We start from the raw sequence: 24,495 nt of genomic DNA on the forward strand, positions 1-24,495 counted from the left end.
ACTTTAGTTTGCTTTGCCCGATCGCGGCTTGCCATCACGCCCCGGCTATGGGCACTCTTGGGCCAGTGCTGTTTCCGGAGCAGAGCGCGGGCGAGCCGCGCCGAAGAGAGGGCCAATGACCGATATCGATGTGCGCTTGCGTGAAGATGTGCATGTGTTGGGCGAATTGCTCGGCGATACCATTCGCCAGCAGCACGGTGAGGCGTTTCTGCAAAAGATCGAGGCCATCCGCCACAGCGCCAAGGCCGACCGGCGCAGTGCCGGCGAGCAGTTGAGTTCGACCCTGGCGGACCTCGCCGAGGAAGACCTGCTGCCAGTGGCGCGGGCATTCAACCAGTTTCTTAACCTCGCCAACATGGCTGAGCAGTATCAGTTGATCCGCCGCCGTGATGCCGACCAGCCCGAGCCCTTTGAAGCGCGGGTGTTGCCCGAGCTGCTGGCACGCCTCAAGCAGGCCGGGCACAAGGACGATGCCTTGGCCAGGCAGTTGGCCAAGCTCGACATCCAGCTGGTGCTCACGGCCCACCCTACCGAAGTGGCACGCCGCACTCTGATCCAGAAATACGACGCCATCGCCGGCCAGCTGGCCGCCCAGGACCACCGCGACCTGACCCCCGCCGAGCGCGAGCAGGTGCGCGAACGCCTGCGTCGGCTGATCGCCGAGGCCTGGCACACCGAAGAAATCCGCCGTACCCGGCCAACCCCTGTAGACGAAGCCAAATGGGGCTTCGCGGTGATCGAACACTCGCTCTGGCATGCAATCCCCAGCCACCTTCGCAAGGTCGACAAATCATTGTTCGACGCCACCGGCCTGCACCTGCCGCTGGAAGCTGCACCCATTCGCTTCGCCTCGTGGATGGGCGGCGACCGCGACGGCAACCCCAATGTCACTGCCGCCGTCACCCGCGAGGTGCTGCTGCTGGCGCGCTGGATGGCCGCTGACCTGTTCCTGCGTGACATCGATGCGCTGGCCGCCGAGTTGTCCATGCAGCAGGCCAGCAGTGCCGTACGCGAGCGGGTGGGGGAGAGTGCGGAGCCTTACCGCGCCGTCCTCAAGCAGTTGCGCGACCGCCTGCGGGCGACACGTGCCTGGGCCCATGCGTCGCTGGCCAGCAACCAACCGGCCAGCGCCGACGTGCTGGTGGACAACCGTGACCTGATCGCGCCGCTGGAGCTCTGCTACCAGTCGCTGTACGAATGCGGCATGGGCGTTATTGCCGATGGCCCGTTGCTCGACACCTTGCGCCGTGCAGTGACCTTCGGCCTGTTCCTCGGTCGCCTGGACGTGCGCCAGGATGCTGCCCGGCACCGCGACGCGCTGTCGGAGATCACCGATTACCTTGGCCTGGGCAACTATGCCGACTGGGATGAAGACAAGCGCATCGCGTTCCTGCAGGCCGAACTGAAAAACCGCCGGCCATTGCTCCCTGCCCACTTCACGCCCCAGGCCGACACCGCCGAAGTGCTCGCCACCTGCCGTGAAGTAGCCGCAGCACCTGGCGCATCGCTGGGGTCGTACGTCATCTCCATGGCCGGCGCGGCGTCCGATGTGCTGGCCGTGCAGTTGCTGCTCAAGGAGGCCGGCTTGACCCGGCCCATGCGTGTGGTGCCACTGTTCGAAACCCTGGCCGACCTGGACAACGCCGGGCCGGTGATGGAGCGGCTGCTGGGCCTGCCGGGCTACCGTGCGGGCCTGCGCGGGCCGCAGGAAGTGATGATCGGTTACTCCGATTCGGCCAAGGACGCCGGCACCACGGCTGCAGCCTGGGCGCAGTACCGTGCGCAGGAAAACCTGGTGCGCATCTGCCGTGAACATCAGGTCGAGCTGCTGTTGTTCCACGGCCGTGGCGGCACTGTCGGGCGTGGCGGTGGCCCGGCCCACGCGGCGATCCTGTCGCAGCCACCGGGTTCGGTGGCGGGGCGTTTTCGCACCACCGAGCAGGGCGAGATGATCCGCTTCAAGTTCGGTTTGCCGGGCATTGCCGAACAGAATCTCAACCTTTACCTAGCGGCGGTGCTGGAGGCCACCTTGTTGCCGCCGCCACCCCCTGAACCGGCCTGGCGTGCGTTGATGGACCAGTTGGCGGCCGACGGCGTCGACGCCTACCGCAGCGTAGTGCGGGAGAACCCAGACTTCGTCGAGTACTTCCGCCAGTCCACGCCGGAACAGGAACTGGGGCGCCTGCCACTGGGCAGCCGCCCGGCCAAGCGCCGCGCCGGGGGTATCGAAAGCCTGCGGGCCATCCCGTGGATCTTCGGCTGGACCCAGACACGCCTGATGCTGCCCGCCTGGCTGGGTTGGGAAACCGCCCTGAGCAACGCGCTGGCACGTGGCCAGGGCGCGTTACTGGCGCAGATGCGCGAGCAGTGGCCGTTCTTCCGTACCCGCATCGACATGCTGGAGATGGTCCTGGCCAAAGCCGACGCACAAATCGCCGAGGCCTACGACGAACGTCTGGTGCAACCCGGCCTGCTTCCTTTAGGTGCACATCTGCGCGACCTATTGTCGCAGTCCTGCCAAGTGGTCCTGGGCCTGACCGGGCAGCCGGTGCTACTGGCGCACAGCCCCGAGACCCTGGAATTCATCAGCCTGCGCAACACCTACCTGGACCCGCTGCACCGCCTTCAGGCCGAGCTGCTGGCGCGTTCGCGCAGCCGTGAAGCCGCTCTGGACAGCCCATTGGAGCAGGCCTTGCTGGTCACCGTGGCGGGGATTGCCGCAGGCCTGCGCAATACCGGCTGAGGCCATCGTGCTCTGCCCGTCACCCTGGGCGCCGTGTGACCCAGGGTAGGGTAGCGAGGGTGGTTGCGCCGGGCGCAACCGCCTGCAACCGCAGCCACGCATGGCACATTCTTGTAACTTTGGGGCGCTTGTCTGGCTGACGGGCGCTGTGTATCTTGAGCAGCCTTCTGACCGATTTATGGTCATACCCGATATTCCGGACTTGGCCCTGGTTGCCGAATCCATTGAATTTCATAAAAAAATTTGAGGAGCACGAGATGCGCGTAATTCTGCTGGGAGCTCCCGGGGCCGGTAAAGGTACTCAGGCAAAGTTCATCACCGAAAAGTTCGGTATTCCACAGATTTCCACCGGTGACATGCTGCGTGCTGCCGTCAAGGCTGGCACCCCGCTGGGCCTGGAACTGAAGAAAGTCATGGATGCCGGCCAACTGGTTTCCGACGAGCTGATCATCAGCCTGGTCAAGGAGCGCATCGCCCAGCCAGACTGCGCCAACGGCTGCCTGTTCGACGGTTTCCCACGCACCATCCCGCAAGCTGAAGCCATGGTCACTGCCGGTGTCGACATCGACGCCGTGGTCGAAATCGCTGTCGACGACGAAGAGATCGTTGGCCGTATGGCTGGCCGCCGCGTTCACCTGGCCTCGGGCCGCACCTACCACATTCAGTACAACCCGCCGAAAGTGGAAGGCAAGGACGACGTCACCGGCGAAGACCTGATCCAGCGCGACGACGACAAGGAAGAAACCGTGCGTCATCGCCTGTCGGTCTACCACACCCAGACCAAGCCGCTGGTGGAGTTCTACCAGAAGCTGTCGGCTGCCAACGCTGGCAAGCCTAAGTACAGCCACATCGAAGGTGTTGGTTCGGTCGACGCCATCACTGCCAAGGTCCTGGCAGCCCTGAGCTGATCCATCACCTGCCGCACATCACAACGGCCCGCTTATGTGGCAGCGGCCTTGTGTCGCGAAAGGGCTGCAAAGCAGCCCCATCGAATTCTGTAGCGTCGCTGAAACCCTGGGGCCCCTTGCGGCCCTTTCGCGACGCATGGCCGCTCCCACATGAGCCGCTGGTGCCCTATACTGCCGCTCTTTTCATTCGCACCTGGATACCCGTTCGATGACCACCCTGCTGGCCCTGGATACCGCCACCGAAGCCTGTTCCGTCGCGCTGCTGCATGATGGCAAGGTAACCAGCCATTACGAGGTGATCCCGCGCATGCACGCGCAGAAGCTGCTGCCGATGATCAAGCAGCTGCTGGGTGATTCCGGTGTGGCGCTCAACGCCCTCGATGCCATCGCCTTCGGCCGTGGCCCGGGCGCGTTCACCGGTGTGCGTATTGCCATCGGCGTGGTGCAGGGCTTGGCTTTTGCCCTGGAGCGCCCGGTGCTGCCGGTGTCCAACCTGGCCGCGCTGGCCCAGGGCGCGCTGCGCGAGCACGGTGCCGAGCAGGTGGCAGCTGCCATCGACGCGCGCATGGACGAAGTGTACTGGGGTTGCTACAAGGCGGTGGCCGGCGAGATGCGCCTGCAAGGCCAGGAAGCAGTGCTGCCGCCCGAGCGCGTGGCGTTGCCTGACGGCAGCAGCGGCAACTGGTACGGCGCCGGCACCGGCTGGGGCTACGCCGAGCGCCTCGCTGTGCAGGCCAGCGCCAGCAACCCGGCGGCGCTGCCGAATGCGTTGGATATCCTCAGCCTGGCACGCTTTGCCTGGGCACGTGGCGAGGCAATCGCCGCCGACCAGGCGCAACCGGTTTACCTGCGCGATAATGTAGCTACGCCCAAAGCCCGCTGAGTGCTGTTCGTCGGTTATCGCGGTTGTCGATAAAACCTTTGGTACAAACTGTGGTCCAGTTATCACTCGAGCATTAGCGACGGAACACTGATGCTGCTAAATTGCCATCATTGGTCCTGAGTGCTCATCATGCGTATCGACGGTTTTTCATCGCAGTCCTACCCGGTCAAGCGCACACCGCGCAAAGCGGCGGTGCGCGATGAAAGCATCGACGATGCCGAACTGGTCGAAGACGCCGAAGTCGCGCAGGAGGCCGCGCAGCGCCGCCGCCCCGGTGGCCTGCCGGCTCGCCAGCAAGACATGGTTTTCCCCCGCGCCCGTGACCGCCGTACTGCAACCGCGCTTGCAAGCTACCTCAGTACCGCCGGTTTTACCGATTGGGACATGGAAGTGCTGGGGCTCGACCTGTACATTTGATGGATGATTCCATCACCCCTGCCATATTTTCTCGGTTGTCCGTCATGGAGCGAAAACGCCTGGCGCGATTACCTGTACCCCGCTGATGCCACAACCCGCGAATACCTGGGCCTGTACAGCCAGGTGTTCAACGCGGTCGAGGGCAATACCACCTTCTACGCGCGCCCCGCGCCCGGCACCGTCGCGCGCTGGGCGCAGGTGATGCCGGCGCACTTTCGCTTCACCGCCAAATTCCCCCGCGATATCAGCCATGAAGGCGACCTGCGCGAGCGTTTCGAAGCCGCCTGCGATTTCACCCGGCTGCTGGCGCCGCTTGGCCAGCGAGTGTCGCCCTACTGGCTGCAATTGCCGGCGCAGTTCGGCCCGGAGCGTCTGATGGAACTGGGGCAGTTTCTCGATGAGATCGGTGTGCCGGTGGCCGTTGAGGTACGCAACCAGGCTTTCTTCGCCAAGGGTGAGGAAGAACGCCTGCTCAACCGCCTGCTGCATGAGCGCGGCGTGGAACGTATCTGCCTGGACCCGCGCGCGCTGTTCAGCTGCACGTCACGCGACACCGCTGTGCTCGACGCTCAAGCCAAGAAACCCAAGGTGCCGCCGCGCCCGGCAGCGTTCAGCCAGCACCCGCAGGTGCGCTTCATCGGCCACCCCGTGCTGGATGCCAACGAACCCTTCCTCTTGCCCTGGGTTGAGAAGGTCGCCAGTTGGATCGAGGAAGGCCGTAGCCCTTACATTTTCCTGCATACCTCCGACAACCGCCTGGCTGCCGCACTGGCCCAGCGTTTTCACCAGCGCCTGATGACCCGCTTGCCCGGCCTGGCAGCTCTGCCGGAATTGCCGCGCGCCCCTGAGGTCGAACAACTGGGACTACTCTGACCATTCCCCGACCACCCGGAGGTTGTGACCATGGATGTACAAACCCTGCGTGCCGAAGCCTTCAAGGCGCTGCACGAGCGCGATGGCGCCTTCGTCATCCCCAACCCCTGGGATGCCGGCTCCGCCAAGCTGCTGGCCAGCCTGGGCTTCGAAGCGCTGGCCACCACCAGTGCGGGGCTGGCTTTCAGCCTGGGCCGACCGGATGCGGAAGCGGCCTTGAGCCTGGACGAGACCCTGGACAACGCCGCGCTGATCGTCGACGCCACGGCCTTGCCCGTCGCCGCCGACTTGGAAAACGGCTTCGGCGACCTGCCCGATGACTGTGCGCAGACCATCCTGCGGGCTGCCGAGGCCGGGCTGGTCGGCGGCTCGATCGAAGATGCCAGCGGCCGGAGCGACGCCCCGATCTATGACTTCGGGCTGGCCGTGGAGCGCGTGCGCGCTGCGGTGCAGGCAGCTCGCAGCCTGCCCTTCCCCTTCATGCTCTGTGCCCGCGCAGAAAACCTGCTGCACGGGCGCATGGACCTGGACGACACCATCCTGCGCCTGCAGGCTTACGCCGAGGCAGGCGCCGATGTGCTCTATGCGCCGGGCTTGCGCAGTGTCGACGAAATTCGCGCAGTCGTGCAGGCCGTGGCACCGAAACCGGTCAATGTATTGATGGGCCTGGCCGGCGTGCCGCTGAGCGTCAACCAGCTGCAGGACCTGGGCGTACGCCGCATCAGCGTTGGGTCATCGCTGGCCCGGGCGGCGCTGGGGGCGTTCCAGCGCGCGGCGCTGGAGATTCGTGACCAGGGCACGTTCAGCTACGGTGAGCAGGCCTTGCCGTTCGCCCAGCTCAACGACCTGTTCCGCCGCTGAGGCGCAGTGCGCGCACTGGTGCTGCTGTGCGGCCTGCTGCTTGTGGCGGGCCTGCCCTGGCTGCTGGGTTGGCGCCTGCCGGATGCCTGGAACCCATGGGCGCCGCTGGACGTGCGCGAGCCTGCGAACCTGCTGACCCCTTACAAGTTGTCGCGGCTGCGTGATGACCCGGGCTTGTGTAAACAAGCGCTCGAGGCCAGCCAGCTGCGCTTCAGGGCACAAGCCGACAGCCCGGCCTCGGCCAAGTGCCCGTTGCAGAACGTATGGCGCATCGAGCAAGGCGATGCGCGCTTGAGCAGCAGCTTCCTGGCCAGTTGCCCGCTGGCCGTGGCTTACGCGCTGTTCGAGAACCATGGCCTGCAACCGGCTGCGCAGCGGGTGTTCGGCCAGCGCGTCGTGCAGGTGGATCACCTGGGCAGTTTCGCTTGCCGCAATGTGTATAACCGCAAGCAGGGCCGGCTCAGCCAGCACGCCACGGCCAATGCGCTGGACATCAGCGGCTTCCGCCTGGAGGGCGGCCAGCGCATCGTGCTGGCGCGGGACTGGCAGGCGGATGGGCAGAAGGCGACCTTTCTGCGCGAAGTGCAGCAGGCCGCCTGCGAAAGTTTCAGTACGGTGCTGGGCCCGGATTACAACGCGGCGCACCACAACCACTTTCACCTGGACATGGGGCGCTGGCAGATCTGCCGCTGACTTCAGGCGTGGGCGCGGACGTTGTTCAGCACCACCGGGCGCGCCCAGTGCATGTCGAATTCCAGGTCGTTCTGCTGCTTGGCCATGGTCGCTTCGTCGAATGGCTCCGGCGCGGGGTCGAGCAGGTTCATTTCAAACTCGGCGATGGGCAGGTGCAGCGGGCGCGGGGAAGGGGCCGGGCCGGGCTCGCCGAGCGGCTGGCCCTGGCTCATGACCACCGGGCGCAGCCAGGTGTTGCTGATGTCGAGCTGACGTTGCTGCTGGATCATCTCGGCGGTGCTGAAAGGCTCGGGGGCCGGCTCCAGCAGGTTGGCTTCCAGTTCGGCTTTGGGCAGGAATAGTGGCTCGGGCGGTGCGACGATGGTGTCGTGCACTGGGCAGGCCCGCTGGGCGTCGATCAACGCCAGGGCCTTGGCCCCGCCAATCGGCTCACCGCTGTGCTGATCGTATTGCACCAGCGCCTGGCTGACGCTGTCGGGCTCTTGCGCTTGCTGCTCGGCCAGCGCGCGAGCAAAGAAATCCTGCCACAGGTGGCTGACGCCCCCGAGTGCCTGGGTATTCTGCCGACCGTAGTTGCCGACAGGCGACAAGTAGGTCAAACCGATGGGAAGAGTCTCTGTCATGGCAGTCGCGCGCGTTGTGCTCTGGCAGAATAGCGGGATATTGCCTGTATCGGCCGTTTTGCCGATTCATTAAGGGCTTGGTTTGATTTTTTAGGTGTGGACGATGCAAGAGCAAGGCACGGGTATCAGGGTCGAGTCGATGGCGGCCGAGTATGCGGAACAGGCCAGGGCATGGGCCGAGCGCCTGGGCCTGCCGCTGCAGGACGATGCGGCAGGCTTCGCCGTGCAGGTAGGCGCCGAAGGCTTGCAGATCCAGCAACTGGGGCCGCAGGCTCCGGGGCCGGTGCGGGTCGATTTCGTCGAAGGCCAGGCCGCACATCGGCGCCAGTTTGGCGGCGGCAACGGGCAGATGATCGCCAAGGCCGTGGGCATTGCCCAAGGCGTGCGGCCACAAGTGCTGGATGCCACGGCAGGCCTGGGCAAGGACGCATTCGTGCTGGCCAGCTTGGGTTGCCAGATGACCCTGATCGAGCGCCAGCCGTTGATCGCGGCGTTGCTCGAAGATGGCTTGGCACGGGCCAGGGCCGACGCTGAGGTCGGGCCGATCGTCGGGCGCATGCGCCTGCTGACCGGCAACGCCATCGAGCGCATGCGCGCCTGGGAGGGTGAACCGCCGCAGGTGATCTACCTCGACCCGATGTTCCCGCATCGCGACAAGAGCGCGTTGGTGAAGAAGGAAATGCGCGTGTTCCGGCCGTTGGTCGGTGATGATATGGATGCGCCGGCGCTACTCGAAGCCGCCCTTGCGCTGGCCAGCCACCGGGTGGTGGTGAAGCGGCCGCGCAAGGCGCCGATTATCGAGGGGCCGAAGCCGAGCCATAGCCTGGAAGGCAAGTCGAGCAGGTATGACATTTATCCAAAGAAGACATTGAAAGTCTAATCTCCTATCAGATATACGTTGTCTTGTACAATTTCATTAACCTTGGCTTAATGGTCGTTCAAATGATCCTCGAATTTTGTATATTTCATGGTTAACAGCGTTGCCAGAGTAGATGTATATGTGGTCCGCTGCTGAGCCCGTTCTGGGTAACGTCCACGGACGTCCATCCGCAGGCATGTGGCGAATTTGGATGGCTACAAATCGTCGCTTAATGTCAGCCCATTGTTCTGAGGTCATACTGTCGCTCGACCCTCGGCGATCTCCGAGCGTGCCAGTAGGACTGAGCGTGCCAGTAGCGCTGGGTGGGTCGGAAGGGTGCAGTAGCGACTTATATGCTTCAGGATTGTGGTAACGGTCTTTTTTACCGGAGACTTCCAATAGACGTAACGAATTGATCTTTCGCTGTTGCGCGGCATATTCCTTATTTGTGGGGTTCATGTCAAAGCGTTTTTTTATGGATTTCTTGAGGGCCTTATATTCTCGCGTGGAGAGGTTGGGCTCATCTAACGCCAGTCGCTTGGAGAGTTTTGCGTATGAGTAACCGCCTCTCAATCTTTTAAAGTTGAATATAAAGCTCTGTCCAGTCGGATCGCTTCGATTAATCGAGTCATTGCCGCAGTACGCATAACCATTGAGCCCCCCTTCATCGAATGGCGACAAGCTATCCGGACTGTGAAAGCGCATCAATCCTGTGTTGAATAGGCGGTGGCCGTTACCCAGCAGGTAACTCTTGGTTAATAAAGGTAATAAAATTTGTCCTGTGAACCGGGATAGTAACAGGCTGTCAGCTGGAAAACTGTCATTTCCATAGGGGCTGTAGGCAATCATGCTCTGGTATTCTGACTTTATGATTATTGTTGATTCTTGTATGTCGGTGGCCAGCAATCGTGTTTGCGCAGTCTGGCTGTTCGTTTCGTACAGGTTCTGGTTGTTGGCGCTGATCACGCTGTGATGAGCACCGGTCGTATGCACGGTCGAGAGTTTGTTGCCCTTGTAAAAGAGCTTGAGTGCTTGCGATGGCATGGTGGTGCTCTCATGTACAGGTAGTACATGAGAGTCTGTCTGGATGGTGCCTGGTTGAATACTGGCAAAAATGTCAGGTAGGTGTGCCGGTTGCGGCGCACTCTGATTGGTGGGCACGGTCCGTGTGGGAGCGGCCCACAAAGGTCTGTATCTGCCTCAGGGTTGGTACGCCCGCATAAACACCTCCACCACCTCGCGCACATGCGCCTCGGCCTCGTTCCCCTCCAGCGGCCCCGCGCACCCCAGCAGCAAGCGGTAATCCGGTGCCCCTTTGACCAGGCAGAAGAAGTGCTCCGCCGCACGCAGCGGGTTGTCGATGCGCAGCAGTCCGCGTTCGTCCGCCCCGCGCAGCAGCGCTTCCATCCCCGCCAGCACGCGCTTGGGCCCAGCTTCGTAGAAGTATTCGCCAAAGCTTGGGTCCAGGCTGCCCTGGGCCATGATCAGGCGGCTGAGCTTGACCGCTTCGTCGCTGCTGATCAGTGCCTGGAAGCCTCGGGCAATGGTCAGCAGTACCTCCTCCACGGGTGCCCCCTCGGGGTACTCGAACAGCAGGTCAGGCAGCTGGATCTGGCAGGTGGCCATGACCGCCGAGCCGAACAGGGTCTGCTTGTCGGTGAAGTGGCTGTACACCGTGAGTTTTGAAACACCTGCCGCCGCAGCGACCGCATCCATGCTGGTGTTGGCATAGCCAAGGCTGAGGAACAGCGTCTTGGCCGCTTCGAGGATCGCCTCGCGCTTGGCCAGGTCCTTGGGGCGACCTGGGCCGATGGGTGCGTCGTTGGGCATTGGAATCCGCATCTGGTTGAAGGAGCGCCCATCTTACCGGCTCGGCTGCCATCCGGCTTGAAGGAATGCCCTAGCGTTAATGTTGATTTTCTTTCCGACGCTGGCTTCCCGGCTTCGGTTCCCTGACTTAATATACTCGCCAGTATAAATATTCGATGCGCTCGTCGCGGAAGGATTCATCATGTTGCGTCATGCCTTGTCCCTCGCCCTGCCTGCCGCCGCCGTGCTGTTCCTGGCGGCCTGCGGCCAGGAAGCCGCCGCCCCGGCCGCGCCTCGCCCCGCGCTGGTGGTGCAGCCGCAGCCAGCCGAAGCCGCTGCCGACAGTTACCCTGGCGAGGTGCGCGCGCGCCTGGAACCGGAGCTGGCGTTCCGCATCGCGGGCAAAGTCAGCAAACGCCTGGTGGAGGAGGGGCAACGGGTCAAGGCAGACCAGCCTTTGGCCGAGCTCGACCCCCAGGACGTACGCCTGCAACTGGAGGCCAACCGCGCGCAACTGGCGGCCGCCGAAGCCAACCTGGCACTGGTGCGCGCCGAGCGTGACCGCTACCAGAAATTGCTCGACCGGCAGATGGTCAGCCATTCCCTCTACGACAATGCCGAGAACCTGTACCGTGCCGGGCTGGCGCGCCTCAAGCAGGCCAAGGCCGAGTTCGACGTGGCCGGCAACCAGGCTGAGTACGCTGTGCTGCGTGCGCCGCAGGCCGGCGTCATCGCCAAGCGCCAGGTCGAGGTCGGCCAGGTGGTTGCTGCCGGGCAAACCGTGTTCACCTTGGCTGCCGACGGTGAGCGGGAGGTGGTGATCGGGCTGCCCGAGCAGCAGTTCGCCCGCTTCGCCGTTGGCCAGGCGGTCAGCGTAGAGTTGTGGTCGCATGGCACCGAACGCTTCCCGGGGCGCATCCGTGAGCTGTCGCCGGCAGCCGACCCGCGCTCGCGCACCTTCGCCGCGCGCATCGCCTTCACCTCGGCCAAGGTACCCGCAGACATCGGCCAGAGCGCACGCGTGTTCATTGCCCATGATGGGCTGATCCCGTTGGCTGTGCCGCTGGCGGCGGTTACCGCGGAAAACGGCCAGGCCTATGTCTGGCGGGTCAACCAGGACCGTCGCCTGGAGCGGGCGGCGGTGCGCCTCGGGGTGTATGGCACCGACAGTGTGCCGGTGCTCGAAGGTTTGAACCCTGGCGACTGGGTGGTCGCCGCTGGCGGCCATGTGCTGCGCGAAGGGCAGGAGGTGCGGCCTGTGGACCGCACCAACCGCGTGGTGAACCTGACGGCCAAGGAGTAAGTCCCGATGGGTTTCAACCTTTCCGCCTGGGCGCTGCGCAATCGCCAGATCGTACTGTTCCTGATGATCCTGCTGGCTGCCATTGGCGCCATGTCCTACACCAAGCTTGGCCAGAGCGAAGACCCGCCGTTCACTTTCAAAGCCATGGTGATCCGTACCCTGTGGCCGGGTGCTACGGCCGAGGAAGTGTCGCGCCAGGTAACCGAACGGATCGAGAAGAAGCTGATGGAAACCGGCGAGTACGAGAAGATCGTCTCGTTCTCGCGCCCCGGCGAATCGCAGGTGACCTTCATGGCCCGCGACTCGCTGCACTCCAAGGACATCCCCGAGCTGTGGTACCAGATCCGCAAGAAGGTCGCGGACATCCGCCATACCTTGCCACCGGAAATCCAGGGGCCGTTCTTCAACGACGAGTTCGGCACCACCTTCGGTAACATCTACGCGCTGACCGGTGCCGGCTTCGATTATGCGGTGCTCAAGGACTACGCCGACCGTATCCAGATCCAGCTGCAGCGGGTCAAGGACGTGGGCAAGGTCGAGCTGGTCGGGCTGCAGGACGAGAAGATCTGGATCGAACTGTCCAACCTCAAGCTGGCCACCCTGGGTGTGCCGCTCGAGGCCGTGCAGCAAGCCCTGCGCGAACAGAACGCGGTGAGTACCGCCGGGTTCTTCGAAACCCCCAGCGAGCGCCTGCAGTTGCGGGTGAGCGGGCAGTTCGACAGTGTCGAGCAGATTCGCCAGTTCCCCATCCGGGTGGGGGACCGCACCTTCCGCATCGGTGACGTCGCGGACGTGCACCGGGGTTTCAACGACCCACCCGCGCCGCGCATGCGCTTCATGGGCGAGGACGCAATTGGCCTGGCCGTTTCGATGAAGGATGGCGGCGACATCCTGGTGCTGGGCAAAGCGCTGGAAGGCGAGTTCGAACGCCTGTCGCACAACCTGCCTGCCGGCATGGAGCTGCGCAAAGTGTCCGACCAGCCGGCGGCGGTCAAGGCGGGTGTCGGCGAGTTCGTCCAGGTGCTGGTCGAGGCCCTGATAATCGTGTTGCTGGTGAGTTTCTTCTCGCTGGGCCTGCGCACCGGCCTGGTGGTGGCACTGGCCATCCCGTTGGTGCTGGCCATGACGTTTGCGGCCATGCACTACTTTGGCATCGGCCTGCACAAGATCTCGCTCGGTGCGTTGGTGCTGGCACTGGGCCTGCTGGTGGACGACGCGATCATTGCCGTGGAAATGATGGCGATCAAGATGGAGCAGGGCTTCGATCGGCTCAAGGCGGCCAGCTATGCCTGGACCAGCACGGCCTTCCCGATGCTCACCGGTACCTTGATCACCGCTGCCGGTTTCCTGCCGATTGCCACGGCGGCGTCGAGCACGGGTGAATACACCCGCTCGATTTTCCAGGTGGTGACCATCGCGCTGTTGACCTCGTGGGTCGCCGCGGTGGTGTTCGTTCCCTACCTGGGCGAACGGCTGTTGCCGGACCTGGCCAAAATGCATGCCGCCCGTCATGGCAGCGACGGCCATGCACCAGACCCTTACGCCACCCCGTTCTACCAGCGCGTACGGCGCGTGGTGGAGTGGTGCGTGCGGCGGCGCAAGACGGTGATCCTGCTTACCATCGCCGCCTTTGTCGGTAGCATCCTGTTGTTCCGCTTCGTGCCCCAGCAGTTCTTCCCCGCCTCGGGGCGCCCGGAGCTGATGGTCGACCTGAAGCTGGCCGAGGGCGCTTCGCTGGCCAATACCGCCGAGCGAGTCAAGCAACTGGAAGCGCTGCTCAAGCAGCAGGACGGCATCGATAACTATGTGGCCTACGTGGGCACCGGCTCGCCACGTTTCTACCTGCCCTTGGACCAGCAACTGCCGGCGGCAAGCTTTGCCCAGTTCGTCGTGCTGGCCAAGTCGATGGAACAGCGCGAACGCCTGCGCAGCTGGCTGATCGATACCGTAGACCAGCAGTTCCCCGACCTGCGCGCTCGCGTCACCCGCCTGGAAAACGGCCCGCCCGTGGGTTACCCGGTGCAGTTCCGTGTCACCGGCGAGCATATCGAAAAAGCACGCGCCCTGGCCCGTGAGGTCGCAGCCAAGGTGCGCGAAAACCCGCATGTGGTGAACGTGCACCTTGATTGGGAGGAGCCGAGCAAGGCCGTGTTCCTGTCGATTGACCAGGACCGTGCGCGTGCCCTCGGCGTCAGCACTGCGCACCTCTCGAGCTTCCTGCAAAGCTCGCTGACCGGTACCACGGTCAGCCAGTACCGCGAGGACAATGAGCTGATCGAGATCCTGCTGCGCGGCACCCAGAAGGAGCGCGGCGAGCTGGGCAACCTCGGTAGCCTGGCGCTGCCCACCGACAACGGCCAGAGCGTCGCGCTGTCGCAGGTGGCGACCCTGGAGTACGGGTTCGAGGAGGGCATCATCTGGCACCGCAACCGCTTGCCGACGGTGACCGTGCGTGCCGACATCTACGACAAGGAGCAGCCGGCGACCCTGGTACGGCAGATCGAGCCGACCTTGAGTGAAATCAAGGCCAAGCTGCCGGATGGCTACTTGCTGGAAGTGGGCGGTACCGTGGAGGATTCGGAGCGTGGGCAGAACTCGGTCAATGCGGGCATGCCGTTGTTCATCGTGGTCGTGTTGAGCTTGTTGATGATCCAGCTGCGCAGCTTCTCGCGCACGGTGATGGTGTTCCTCACCGCGCCCTTGGGGCTGATCGGCGTGACCCTGTTCCTGCTGGTGTTCCGGCAGCCGTTCGGGTTCGTCGCGATGCTCGGCACCATTGCCCTGGCGGGTATGATCATGCGCAACTCGGTGATCCTGGTGGACCAGATCGAACAGGACATCGCTTCGGGGATGGACCGTTGGCAGGCGATCATCGAGGCCACGGTGCGGCGCTTCCGGCCGATCGTGCTGACGGCGCTGGCGGCGGTGCTGGCCATGATCCCGCTGTCGCGCAGTGTGTTCTACGGGCCGATGGCGGTGGCGATCATGGGCGGGTTGATCGTTGCGACGGCGTTGACGCTGCTGTTCCTGCCGGCGTTGTATGCGGCGTGGTTCAGGGTGAAGAAGGGCTGAAGGCCGCAGGGGAGGGCGTTGCCCTCCATTCGCCGGCAAGCCGGCTCCTACAGTGTCGGCGCCGCTGGTGAAAGCTGTGCTGTACCTGTGGGAGCCGGCTTGCCGGCGATGGGCTGCAACGCAGCCCTTGGCCTCTACAGGGCGCCGAAGACCTTCTTCGCCAGGCTGGTAGCCGCCTGCGCCGGGTTCTGGCGAATGCTCTGCTCCTGTTTGGCGATCATTTCGAACAGGCCATCGAGGGCCTTTTCGGTCACATAGCTCTCGACGTTGGCGCTCTTGGCGTTACCCAGGCCAAGGGCCGAAGCCTGGCCAGCAAAGCTGTTGTACTGCTGAACCACGCCAACCTTGTCGGTTGCCGCCTTGACGATCGGCAGGAACTTGGCGCGGATCTGCTCGCGGCTGCTTTTGTTCAGGTATTGGGTAGCCGAGTCATCGCCACCGCTGAGGATGCCCTTGGCATCGGTCACGCTCATGTTCTTGACCGCATCCACCAGGATCGCCTGGGCTTGCGGTACCGCTGCTTCAGCGGCTTTGTTCATGCTGTCTTCCAGGGCCGTGACCTGGTCACCCTTGCCGAACATTTTCATGGCCTTGGCGGCCTTGCCGAGGTTGCCGGGTAGCTCGATGCGCACGTCGGGGTTGTTGCTGAAACCGCCGGGGGTGCTCAGCTGCTTGACGGCAACCTGTGCACCTTGGGTGAGGGCGTCCTTCAGGCCGCCGGTGGCGTCTTTCTGGGTCAGGTCGCCCAGCGACAGGGCCAGGGCGCTGGCCGACAGCAGCAAGCCGGTGCACAGGGCGGTGAAGCGCAGGGAGGAGCGAATCATGAAGCATTCCTTTTCAACAGAAGTAGGCGGATATCAGCGCACCGGATCAACTTTGATCCGTACGGGCTGCGCGTCGCTGCCATCCAGCGTGACGCCGTGGTGCTCGGTGTTGATGAACAGCAGCTTGCCGTCCAGCTCGATGCGGGCGCTCAGCGCATAACGGTGGCCAGGCTTGACCTGGGCCGGGTCATAGGTGAGGTGAAACGGCAGCGGCACGTTGCCTTTCACAGGGCCGGCCTGGCGCGCCAGGGTGACGGCAGGGGCGTCCATCAGCGACACGTCCTGCAGCTCCACACTCAAGGTGGCGGCAGGTGGCAGGGCAATGCGCTGCAGGTAGAAGACTTCGCCATCCAGGCTGGCCTGGGTGGTCGGGGTGTGGCTGGAACAGGCCGCGAGCAGGGATGCGCAACACAGCATTACGAGCTTTTTCATGGAATCTCCGTTGTCCTTGGGGCTGGCTTGTGGCCAACCCCAGGGACTTTAGCGGATTTTCCCGGCTGATAAAGCTTCAGAGACCCGAAGTTTCCGGTGAATAATCGCGGTGCAGTGCCACCTGGCGGATCGACAGGCGCAGCTCGGCCGACAGCACGCGCTTGGCCACCCCTTCGGCCAGTTCGCCGAGCTTGTCGTGATAACCCAGCTTGCCATTGCCATCCGGGCGCAGCACGCCTTGCTCGATCAAGGTCTGGATAAAATGTCGGAACAGGGCCTTGTCGAAGAACTCCGGGGCATTGAGCCCATGCAGGATCGACAGGCGCTGGGCCATCATCACGCAGAGGTCTTCCAGCTCTTCGGCGGTAAGGGTGTGCTGGCCGCTGTTGAGCAGCAGCGACGTGGCCATGTAGAAGCGTTGCAGGGTCTGGGTGATGGTGCGCGCAAGCAGGGTCAGCAGGACGAACTGACGTGAACTTGGTGGTGGGCGCACATAGCTGTCGTTCTCCTGGCGCAGCAGGCCATGTTCAACCAGCGCCGACAGCCATTGGTCGATCACCGCGTCGAGCTGATCGGGTGACCAGCGCAAGAACAGCTCGGCCTGCAGGTACGGGTACAGCGCGTGTACGTATTGGCCGAGCAGTTCGCGGCTCATCCGCGAGCTGCTGTGGAAGAAACTTGCCAGCAGCGCCGGCAAGGCAAAGATGTGCAGGACGTTGTTGCGGTAATAGGTCATCAGCACCGCGTTGGCTTCATCCAGGTAGAGGATGCGGCCGAGGGCGTCTTTCTGCTCGGACAGCAGGTCCATCCCCCTGACGTGCTCTATCAGCGCCTGGCCGTCGCCTTCCGGCAAGGTGGTGTGCTCGGAGTAGGGCACCTTGCGCAGCAAGGCGAGGTACAGGTCCAGCACGCGCGTCAGCGCACTTTCGTCCAGTGCCAGGCGGCTGGTGGAGAGCAGCGCCAGGGCCACCAGGTTGACCGGGTTGACTGCAGCCGCCTCGTTGAGGTGACGGGCCACGGTTTCGCCCAAGCGGGTGGTGGTCTCGTTGAGCCAGGCCGGGCGGAACTGCGGGCCCAGGTCCTGCTCGCGCCAGCCGGGTTGCTGCTGGTCGAGAAAGCCCGCCAGGCGGATCGGCTCACCGAAGTTCACGTAGACCTGGCCAAAACGCTGCTTCAGCGCGCCGATGACCTTGAAAATATCGAAGATCGACTCTTTCTTCTTGCTCGCCCCGCGCAGCTCACCCAGGTAGGTGCGGCCTTCGAGCACGCGCTCGTAGCCGATGTACACCGGTACGAAGACGATCGGCGTGCGCGATGAGCGCAGGAAGCTGCGCAGTGTGATCGCCAGCATTCCGGTACGTGGTTGCAGCATGCGCCCCGTGCGCGAGCGCCCGCCCTCGACGAAGTACTCGACCGGGAAGCCTTTGGTGAACAGAGTGTGCAGGTATTCGTTGAACACGGCGGTGTACAGCGGGTTGCCCTTGAACGTGCGGCGCATGAAGAAAGCGCCACCGCGGCGCAGCAGGCTGCCGACCACCGGCATGTTGAGGTTGATGCCGGCGGCGATGTGTGGCGGCGTCAGGCCGTTGCGAAATAGCAGGTAGGACAGCAGCAGGTAGTCGATGTGGCTGCGGTGGCAGGGTACGTAGATGACTTCGTGGCCCGGCGCGATGCCTTGCACCTGCTCGATGTGGTTGACCTTGATGCCGTCGTAGATCTTGTTCCAGAACCAGCTGAGCACCACTTCGAGGAAGCGGATGGCGGTGTAGGTGTAGTCCGAGGCGATTTCGTTGCCGTAGCGCAGGGCCAGCGCTTCAGCCTTGGCCACCGGGATGTTTTCCCGTTGCGCTTCGTCGCTGATCGCCTGGCGCACCATCGGCGCATGCACCAGGCCTTTGACCAGGTTGCGCCGGTGCGAGATGTCCGGGCCGATCACGGCGGTCTTGAGGTTGCGGAAATGCACGCGCATCAAGCGCTGGGCCATGCGCACCGTGCGTTCATGGCCTTTGTTGTGCTGCACCAGCTCGCGCACGTGGATGGGCGCGGAGAACTGCACGCGGGTCTTGCGCCCCAGAATCACGATGGTCAGCAGCCGGCGCAGGCGCCCGGTGACTGCCCAGCTGTCGGCGAACAGCAGCTTCCAGGGGCTGGACTCGCTGGCCGGTGTCTGGCCCCAGAACACACTGACCGGGATGATCTGTGCGTCTTCTTCGGCATGCTGGCTGACAGCCGCAATCACCCGCTCGAGGGTCGGTGGTGCACCGCGCTTATCGTGGCGGCCGAGCCAGTCCGGGTCGGGCGTGAGGTAGAAGAAACCGGCTGGCTCATGCAGGGTGCCCACAGCCACCGGCAGTACCGGGCGCGGTAGCCCCGCTTTGGTGCACTCGTGGTCGAGCACGGCCAGGTCGGTGAGCGATGGCGAGGGCAGGGCGTAGAACACCGGGCGGCTGCGGTCTAGTTGCAGGCTGGTGGCGGACTGGTTGATGGTCTCGGAGCGCACCCACAGGTACAACAGGCGACGCAGCGCGCCGAAGATCAGGCGGCGCAGGGGGGAACGGGTCATGGGGTGTGTGCCCTGGGTGTGATTTTTAGTGAGTGTGCAAGCAGTTAGTCTGCCGTATCTGCGTAAGTTCAGCAAAAACCTGCAAATGGCGCGGCGGTCATGAAAATTCTTTGTTCTGTGTCATATACTCGGCCTGCCCCTTGCAGGATATTTCGGCAAGCGGCGTCGACACGGGGAGCGATACCTGTGTCTGCAAGGCGATCTTCACAATAAAAATCCGGAGTAGTTCAGATGTCGTCTCGTGAGACTGGGAATGTAAAGTGGTTCAACGATGCCAAAGGCTTTGGCTTCATTCAGCGCGAAGGTAGTGCGGATGTGTTCGTCCATTATCGGGCGATCCGCGGTGAGGGGCATCGTACCCTGGTCGAAGGGCAGCGGGTCGAGTACTCCTGCGTGCAGGGCCAGAAAGGCCTGCAAGCCGAGGATGTAGTCGGGCTCTGAGCCTCCTGAGGCAACGCTCAAGCTGTAGGAGCTGGCTTGCCGGCGGTCACCGGCAAAGCCGGTGCCATACACCGCGGTGGCTGCATCGCCGGCAAGCCAGCGCCTACAAAAAATGCCGAGTATTCATGTGCGCCAGGTGATTTCCTCTTCACCGTCGGCGCTGATGCGGACCCAGCGGTCGGCATCTTCCTCGCCATCCTCTTCTACCCAGCCACCCGGTGCGCAGCGTACTTCCACGCCCAGTGCGGCGAACGCGGCGCGTGCACAGGCGACGTCATCGGCCCACGGGGTCTGGTCACTTTCCAGGTACAGGCTGTTCCATTTCCCTACAGCTTTGGGTAACCAAGTCACCGAAATGTTACCGGCCTTGCATTTGAAGGTCTGGCCTTTCTGTTGCCATTCGCTGCAGGGGCCAATCGCTTCGCCCAGCCACTGGGCAATCTGCTTGTGGTCGACGTCGGCGTCCTTCAGGTAGATCTCTATATCAGGTTGGCGCATAAGGGCTCCGGGTGTGCTCAGTCTTGGCGCACGAAATAGTCATAACGCATGGAAACCGTGACTTCGAACGGCTCGGCCTGGTCGATGACCTGGGCGCGCTTCTCGGCGCTTGCGCGCCAGCCGTGCGGGGTCATGGCCAGCAGGTCGGCGCGGGCCTTCGGCGCGGCCAGGCTCAGGTGGAACTCGAGGGTTTCGCTGTGGGCGTGGGCCATGCCTTCAGGTACCAGGGCCAGGTGCTTGTCGTCGGCGTAGGGGCGTACTTCATCGTAGAGCACCTCGCGCAGTTCCATCAGGTGGCCGCTGGTCGGGCCCACGCGCATCAGGCCGCCGCCCGGGCTGAGCAGGCGTTTGGCCTCGGCCCAGTCCAACGGGCTGAACACGCTGGCGAGGAACTGGCAGCTGGCATCGGCCAGGGGCACACGGGCCATGCTGGCGACCATCCAGGTAACCGAAGCGTCGCGGCGGCACGCGCGCTTGACGGCTTCGCGCGAGATATCCAGGGCGTAGCCTTCAGCCTGTGGCAGGGCCTGGGCGAGCTGCGCGGTGTAATACCCTTCGCCGCAACCGATGTCGAGCCAGGCGCCGGGCTTGCGCTCGGCGGCAAGCTGCGCCAGGCGGCGGGCTACCGGGGCGTAGTGGCCGGCGTCGAGGAAGTCACGGCGTGCTTCGACCATGGCCTGGTTGTCGCCCGGGTCACGGCTGTTCTTGTGCTGCACCGGCAGCAGGTTCAGGTAACCCTGGCGGGCACGGTCGAAGCGGTGGCCGGCCGGGCACACCACACCGTTGTCGAGCCGCGTCAGGGCCGCCTGGCAAATTGGGCAGGCAAGCATCAGGCGAGCAACCGGACCAGGGTCTGGTAGTAGATCTCGGTCAGCAGGTCGAGGTCGCTGGCCAGGATGCGCTCGTCCACCTGGTGGATGGTGGCGTTGACCGGGCCCAGCTCGACCACCTGGGTGCCCATGGTGGCGATGAAGCGGCCATCGGAGGTTCCACCGCTGGTGGACGGTTGGGTGTCGCGGCCGGTGACGCCCTTGATGCTGGCCGAGACGGCATCGAGCAGCTCACCCGGTTCGGTGAGGAACGGCAGGCCCGACAGCGCCCAGTCGATCGACCAGTCCAGCCCGTGCTTGTCGAGGATTGCCGATACCCGTGCCTGCAAACCGTCGACCGTCGACTCGGTAGAGAAACGGAAGTTGAACAGCGCGGTCAGCTCGCCCGGGACCACGTTGGTGGCGCCGGTGCCTGAGTTGAGGTTGGAGATCTGGAAGCTGGTCGGCGGGAAGAACGCGTTGCCTTCGTCCCAGTGCTCGGCGGCCAGCTCTGCCAGTGCTGGCGCGGCCAGGTGGATCGGGTTGCGCGCCAGGTGCGGGTAGGCCACATGGCCCTGTTTGCCACGTACGGTCAGCTTGGCACCCAACGAGCCACGGCGGCCGTTCTTGACCATGTCACCGAGCAGGCTGGTGCTCGACGGTTCGCCGACGATGCACCAGTCCAGCCGCTGGTTGCGTGCTTTCAGGCGCTCTACCACTGCCTTGGTGCCGTGATGGGCCGGGCCTTCCTCGTCACTGGTGATCAGGAACGCGACCTGGCCACGGTGGTTTGGGTAGTCACGCACAAAGCGCTCGCTGGCCACTACCATGCACGCCAGGCTGCCCTTCATGTCGGCCGCGCCACGGCCACAGAGCATGCCATCGGCATCGATCAGCGCCTCGAACGGCTCATGCTGCCACTGCTGCACCGGGCCGGTTGGAACCACGTCGGTGTGGCCGGCAAAGCACAACACCGGGCCTTGCTGGTTGCCGTGGGTAGCCCAGAAGTTGTCGACGTCCTCGATGCGCATCGGTTCGAGCTGGAAGCCCACGGCGCCCAGGCGGTTCATCATCTGCGCCTGGCAATCGGCGTCGACGGGGGTGACCGAGGGGCGACGGATCAGGTCGCAGGCCAGTTGAAGGGTAGGCGAGAGCTCGGCTGGGGCCGTCATGGGGGAACTCCGGGGCAAGGCAAGGCGGGGAAATCTGAGGGGCGTTATCTTATATCAAATAGCGTCGCGATAGGGGCGCAAAGCGCCCCCCGGCAATCTCAAGCCTGTTGCGGTTCGGCGGCCTTTTCCTGCGGCTTGGGCAGCGAAGACAGAAACGCCATCACCAACGCCGCCAGGTACGGCAACGACTGCACCAGCAGCATCGCCACCCAGAAGCGCATGTCGGAGCTCGGCAGCCCCTGCACCAGGTAGATGCCAAGCGCAGCCCCCCACAGCAGCAACATGATGAACAGCTCTTCCCGCGCTTCGGAAATGGCCACCAGCAGCCCATGGCTGTCGGCATTCTTCGGCGTGCGGAAGAACGGCATGCTGCTGGTGAAGAACCCGTACAGCACCGCCTTGGCGATGGTGTGCGACAGCGCCAGCCCCGCCAGCGCCGCGGCGAAGGCATCCTTGAGGTTGACCCCTACTGCCCGACGGTACAGGAAGATGATCTTGCCGACCTTGAAGAAGAACAGCGCCAGCGGCGGGATGGCGAAGATCATCAGTGGCGGGTCCACCCGGTGCGGCACGATGATCATCGCCGCCGACCACAGCAACGCACCGACGGTGAAGAAGATGTTCATGCCATCGGCGACCCACGGCAGCCAGCCGGCCAGGAAGTGATAACGCTGGCCACGGGTCAGCTCGCTGCCCTTGCCGCGCAGCAGGGCGGCGGCGTGGTGCTTGATGATCTGGATGGCACCGTAGGCCCAGCGAAAGCGCTGCTTCTTGAAGTCGATGAAGGTGTCGGGCATCAGGCCCTTGCCGTAACTATTGTGGGCGTAGGCGGCCGACAAGCCTTTCTCGAACACCCTCAGGCCCAGCTCTGCGTCCTCGCAGATGCACCATTCGGCCCAGCCTAGCTCCTCGAGCACGCTGCGCCGGGTCATGGTCATGGTGCCGTGCTGGATGATGGCGTCACGGTCGTTGCGGGTCACCATGCCGATATGGAAGAAGCCTTTGTACTCGCTGTAGCAGAGCTTCTTGAAGGCGCTCTCGTGCTGGTCGCGGTAGTCCTGCGGCGATTGCACCACGGCGATTTTCGGGTCGGCGAAGTGCGGCACCATGTGCTTGAGCCAGTTGCGATCGACGCAGTAATCCGAGTCGATCACTGCAATCACTTCGGCATCCTTGGCGGTGTGTGGCAGCAGGTAGTTCAGGGCGCCACCTTTGAAACCGGCCAACGGTGCGACATGGAAGAACTTGAAGCGCTCGCCGAGCTTTTCGCAGTGGGCCTTGAGCGGCTCCCACACGGCAGGGTCCTTGGTGTTGTTGTCGATCACCAGTACTTCGTAATCCGGGTAGTCCAGCGCGGCGAGCGCGTCGAGGGTCTGTTTGACCATCTCCGGTGGCTCGTTGTAGCACGGCACATGCACCGAGACCTTCGGCCGGTAGGCGCTGTCGCCCTGTACCGGCAGGAACTCCCGGCGCCGCTTGTGGATCCACACGGCCTCGGCCAGTTCGTGGGCCTCGGTCAGCAGCACGATGAACACCCCCAGCGCGCCCAGCGCCAGCAACACGCCCACGGTCAGGCTGAACCAGGTGCTGTACTGCTGGCTGTAGTCGTAAGCGATCCACACCAGTACCGACCCGCACAGGAAGGTGATGAATGTCAGGAAGGTTCGCCCGCGCTGGCGCAGGGCCGAGCCGTCGATGAACAACACCATCAGGGCGATCACCGCCAGCACCACCGAGGCTACCGCCAGGGCACGCCATTGAGGGATCGCTACCACAGGCCCTTCAAAGTTGAACTTCTGCTGGCGCTCAGCGTTGTACACGCCCCAGTAAGCACCCACGGAGCCTTCGTCGCTGGCCTTCCACGGTTGGTCATAGGCTTCGATGACAAAGTAGTTGTAGCCACGGCGGTTGAGGGTGTTGACCAAGGTGCGCAGGTAGATGGCCTGGTCGGCCTGAGTGGCATCGGCACCCCCGCGCATGCGGCCGTTGCTCGGCCAGCCGACTTCCGATAGCAGCAGCGGTTTACGGGCGAACTGTTGCTTCAGTTCACGTGCGCGGTCCAGCACGAACTCGACCGAATCCTTCATCGGCACGAACTCCCAATAGGGCAGGATGTGCGCGGCAATCAGGTCGACGTGCTTGGCCAACTCTGGGTGTTCCTTCCAGATATGCCACTGTTCACTGGTGGTGACGGGCACTTTGACCGCAGCGCGTACCCGGTCTAGGTATTTGATCAGGTTTTCCGGTGTGACTTCTTCACGGAACAGTGCCTCGTTGCCCACCACAACCCTCACCACGCTGCGCGAAGTGTTGGCCAGCTCGATGGCGGTGGCGATTTCGCGCTCGTTGCGTTCCAGGTCCGGGCTGATCCAGATGCCCAGCGTTACCCGCAAGCCGAACTCTTCTGCCAGGCGCGGGATATCAGCCTGGGTACCCTCCACGGTGTAGATACGAATGCTGTCGGTCAGCTTGCTCATCTGCTCCAGGTCCTGGCGCATCTCGTCATCGCTGGGGTATTGACCCTTTTGCGGGCTTTCCCCAAGGCGGAATGGCGAGTACGAGAAGCCGGAGATCTGCTCGGGCCAGGCAGGTGCGGAAACCGGGCGGTTGATCAGCGCCCAGAACCCGGTGAACAGCGCGGCGATGGCCAGGACCACCACCAGGTTGAGGCCGAATTTGCGTGATGACATTGTGGTCCATTTCTATCGAGGT

At 63.7% G+C, this 24,495-nt stretch carries 21 protein-coding genes; 11 read left to right on the top strand and 10 right to left on the bottom strand.

The window, feature by feature from the left end; all coding sequences use genetic code 11:
- The first annotated feature begins 115 nt into the window (after nt 1-115).
- The 7 genes from ppc to ACFY68_RS07780 all read left to right on the top strand — a co-directional run bounded on the left by ppc (nt 116) and on the right by ACFY68_RS07780 (nt 7,378).
- A complete protein-coding gene (ppc, locus tag ACFY68_RS07750; protein ID WP_387525252.1) occupies nt 116-2,743 on the top strand; it encodes a phosphoenolpyruvate carboxylase in 2,628 nt (875 codons plus the stop codon).
- Between the two features lie 257 nt (nt 2,744-3,000).
- Complete coding sequence (gene adk / locus ACFY68_RS07755; RefSeq protein ID WP_346611819.1) at nt 3,001-3,651, top strand: adenylate kinase; 651 nt, start codon at nt 3,001-3,003, stop codon at nt 3,649-3,651.
- Between the two features lie 208 nt (nt 3,652-3,859).
- Complete coding sequence (tsaB, locus tag ACFY68_RS07760; RefSeq protein WP_387525255.1) at nt 3,860-4,534, top strand: tRNA (adenosine(37)-N6)-threonylcarbamoyltransferase complex dimerization subunit type 1 TsaB; 675 nt, start codon at nt 3,860-3,862, stop codon at nt 4,532-4,534.
- A gap of 129 nt (nt 4,535-4,663) precedes the next feature.
- Complete coding sequence (locus tag ACFY68_RS07765) at nt 4,664-4,951, top strand: hypothetical protein (RefSeq protein WP_387525258.1); 288 nt, start codon at nt 4,664-4,666, stop codon at nt 4,949-4,951.
- A 3-nt stretch (nt 4,952-4,954) separates the two neighbouring features.
- Nucleotides 4,955-5,824 (top strand): DUF72 domain-containing protein, encoded by an 870-nt coding sequence (locus ACFY68_RS07770; protein WP_387525261.1) that lies wholly within the window; start codon nt 4,955-4,957, stop codon nt 5,822-5,824.
- A gap of 30 nt (nt 5,825-5,854) precedes the next feature.
- Nucleotides 5,855-6,685, top strand: a complete 831-nt coding sequence (locus tag ACFY68_RS07775; RefSeq protein ID WP_387525263.1) for an oxaloacetate decarboxylase — start codon at nt 5,855-5,857, stop codon at nt 6,683-6,685.
- A gap of 6 nt (nt 6,686-6,691) precedes the next feature.
- Entirely contained in the window at nt 6,692-7,378 is a 687-nt protein-coding gene (locus ACFY68_RS07780) for an extensin family protein (protein ID WP_387525266.1), read from the top strand.
- 2 nt (nt 7,379-7,380) lie between these two features.
- Here ACFY68_RS07780 and ACFY68_RS07785 read toward each other — a convergent pair whose 3' ends face one another.
- The gene (locus ACFY68_RS07785) at nt 7,381-8,001 is read right to left on the bottom strand and encodes an energy transducer TonB (RefSeq protein ID WP_387525268.1); all 621 of its coding nucleotides are present in this window, start codon (nt 7,999-8,001) and stop codon (nt 7,381-7,383) included.
- A 103-nt stretch (nt 8,002-8,104) separates the two neighbouring features.
- Between ACFY68_RS07785 and ACFY68_RS07790 the strand changes: the two genes are divergently transcribed.
- On the top strand, nt 8,105-8,881 hold the full coding sequence (locus ACFY68_RS07790) for a class I SAM-dependent methyltransferase (protein ID WP_387525271.1): 777 nt from the start codon (nt 8,105-8,107) through the stop codon (nt 8,879-8,881).
- 36 nt (nt 8,882-8,917) lie between these two features.
- Here ACFY68_RS07790 and ACFY68_RS07795 read toward each other — a convergent pair whose 3' ends face one another.
- Both ACFY68_RS07795 and ACFY68_RS07800 read right to left on the bottom strand, forming a co-directional pair.
- The gene (locus tag ACFY68_RS07795) at nt 8,918-9,904 is read right to left on the bottom strand and encodes an RHS repeat-associated core domain-containing protein (protein WP_387525274.1); all 987 of its coding nucleotides are present in this window, start codon (nt 9,902-9,904) and stop codon (nt 8,918-8,920) included.
- Nucleotides 9,905-10,060: 156 nt separating this feature from the next.
- Nucleotides 10,061-10,702: a TetR/AcrR family transcriptional regulator gene (locus ACFY68_RS07800; RefSeq protein WP_387525277.1), complete on the bottom strand. Its 642-nt coding sequence runs from the start codon at nt 10,700-10,702 to the stop codon at nt 10,061-10,063.
- 169 nt (nt 10,703-10,871) lie between these two features.
- Here ACFY68_RS07800 and ACFY68_RS07805 point away from each other — a divergent pair, with 169 nt between their 5' ends.
- Both ACFY68_RS07805 and ACFY68_RS07810 read left to right on the top strand, forming a co-directional pair.
- Nucleotides 10,872-11,972, top strand: coding sequence for an efflux RND transporter periplasmic adaptor subunit (locus ACFY68_RS07805; protein WP_387525280.1), 1,101 nt, complete (start codon nt 10,872-10,874; stop codon nt 11,970-11,972).
- 6 nt (nt 11,973-11,978) lie between these two features.
- A complete protein-coding gene (locus ACFY68_RS07810; RefSeq protein WP_387525282.1) occupies nt 11,979-15,044 on the top strand; it encodes an efflux RND transporter permease subunit in 3,066 nt (1,021 codons plus the stop codon).
- A gap of 134 nt (nt 15,045-15,178) precedes the next feature.
- Here the strand turns inward: ACFY68_RS07810 and ACFY68_RS07815 are convergent, their stop codons facing one another.
- The 3 genes from ACFY68_RS07815 to plsB all read right to left on the bottom strand — a co-directional run bounded on the left by ACFY68_RS07815 (nt 15,179) and on the right by plsB (nt 18,863).
- Entirely contained in the window at nt 15,179-15,868 is a 690-nt protein-coding gene (locus ACFY68_RS07815) for a DUF4197 domain-containing protein (protein ID WP_387525285.1), read from the bottom strand.
- 33 nt (nt 15,869-15,901) lie between these two features.
- Nucleotides 15,902-16,300 carry a YbaY family lipoprotein gene (locus tag ACFY68_RS07820; RefSeq protein ID WP_387525288.1) on the bottom strand — a complete coding sequence of 133 codons (399 nt, stop codon included), beginning with the start codon at nt 16,298-16,300 and terminating at the stop codon, nt 15,902-15,904.
- 76 nt (nt 16,301-16,376) lie between these two features.
- The gene (gene plsB / locus ACFY68_RS07825; RefSeq protein ID WP_387525290.1) at nt 16,377-18,863 is read right to left on the bottom strand and encodes a glycerol-3-phosphate 1-O-acyltransferase PlsB; all 2,487 of its coding nucleotides are present in this window, start codon (nt 18,861-18,863) and stop codon (nt 16,377-16,379) included.
- A 231-nt stretch (nt 18,864-19,094) separates the two neighbouring features.
- Between plsB and ACFY68_RS07830 the strand changes: the two genes are divergently transcribed.
- Nucleotides 19,095-19,304 carry a cold-shock protein gene (locus tag ACFY68_RS07830; protein ID WP_346611805.1) on the top strand — a complete coding sequence of 70 codons (210 nt, stop codon included), beginning with the start codon at nt 19,095-19,097 and terminating at the stop codon, nt 19,302-19,304.
- Nucleotides 19,305-19,427: 123 nt separating this feature from the next.
- Here the strand turns inward: ACFY68_RS07830 and ACFY68_RS07835 are convergent, their stop codons facing one another.
- From ACFY68_RS07835 to ACFY68_RS07850, 4 genes are all read right to left on the bottom strand, one after another.
- The gene (locus ACFY68_RS07835) at nt 19,428-19,802 is read right to left on the bottom strand and encodes a hypothetical protein (protein ID WP_346611804.1); all 375 of its coding nucleotides are present in this window, start codon (nt 19,800-19,802) and stop codon (nt 19,428-19,430) included.
- Between the two features lie 17 nt (nt 19,803-19,819).
- Nucleotides 19,820-20,632 (bottom strand): putative RNA methyltransferase, encoded by an 813-nt coding sequence (locus tag ACFY68_RS07840; protein ID WP_387525294.1) that lies wholly within the window; start codon nt 20,630-20,632, stop codon nt 19,820-19,822.
- Nucleotides 20,632-21,783 (bottom strand): succinyl-diaminopimelate desuccinylase, encoded by a 1,152-nt coding sequence (dapE, locus tag ACFY68_RS07845; protein WP_387525297.1) that lies wholly within the window; start codon nt 21,781-21,783, stop codon nt 20,632-20,634. The genes ACFY68_RS07840 and dapE overlap by 1 nt, the downstream gene beginning before the upstream one ends.
- Before the next feature lie 98 nt (nt 21,784-21,881).
- Nucleotides 21,882-24,473: a glycosyltransferase gene (locus ACFY68_RS07850; RefSeq protein ID WP_346611801.1), complete on the bottom strand. Its 2,592-nt coding sequence runs from the start codon at nt 24,471-24,473 to the stop codon at nt 21,882-21,884.
- Nucleotides 24,474-24,495 lie beyond the last annotated feature (22 nt).

It is taken from the genome of Pseudomonas sp. NPDC012596 (assembly GCF_042902325.1).
GTDB lineage: Bacteria > Pseudomonadota > Gammaproteobacteria > Pseudomonadales > Pseudomonadaceae > Aquipseudomonas.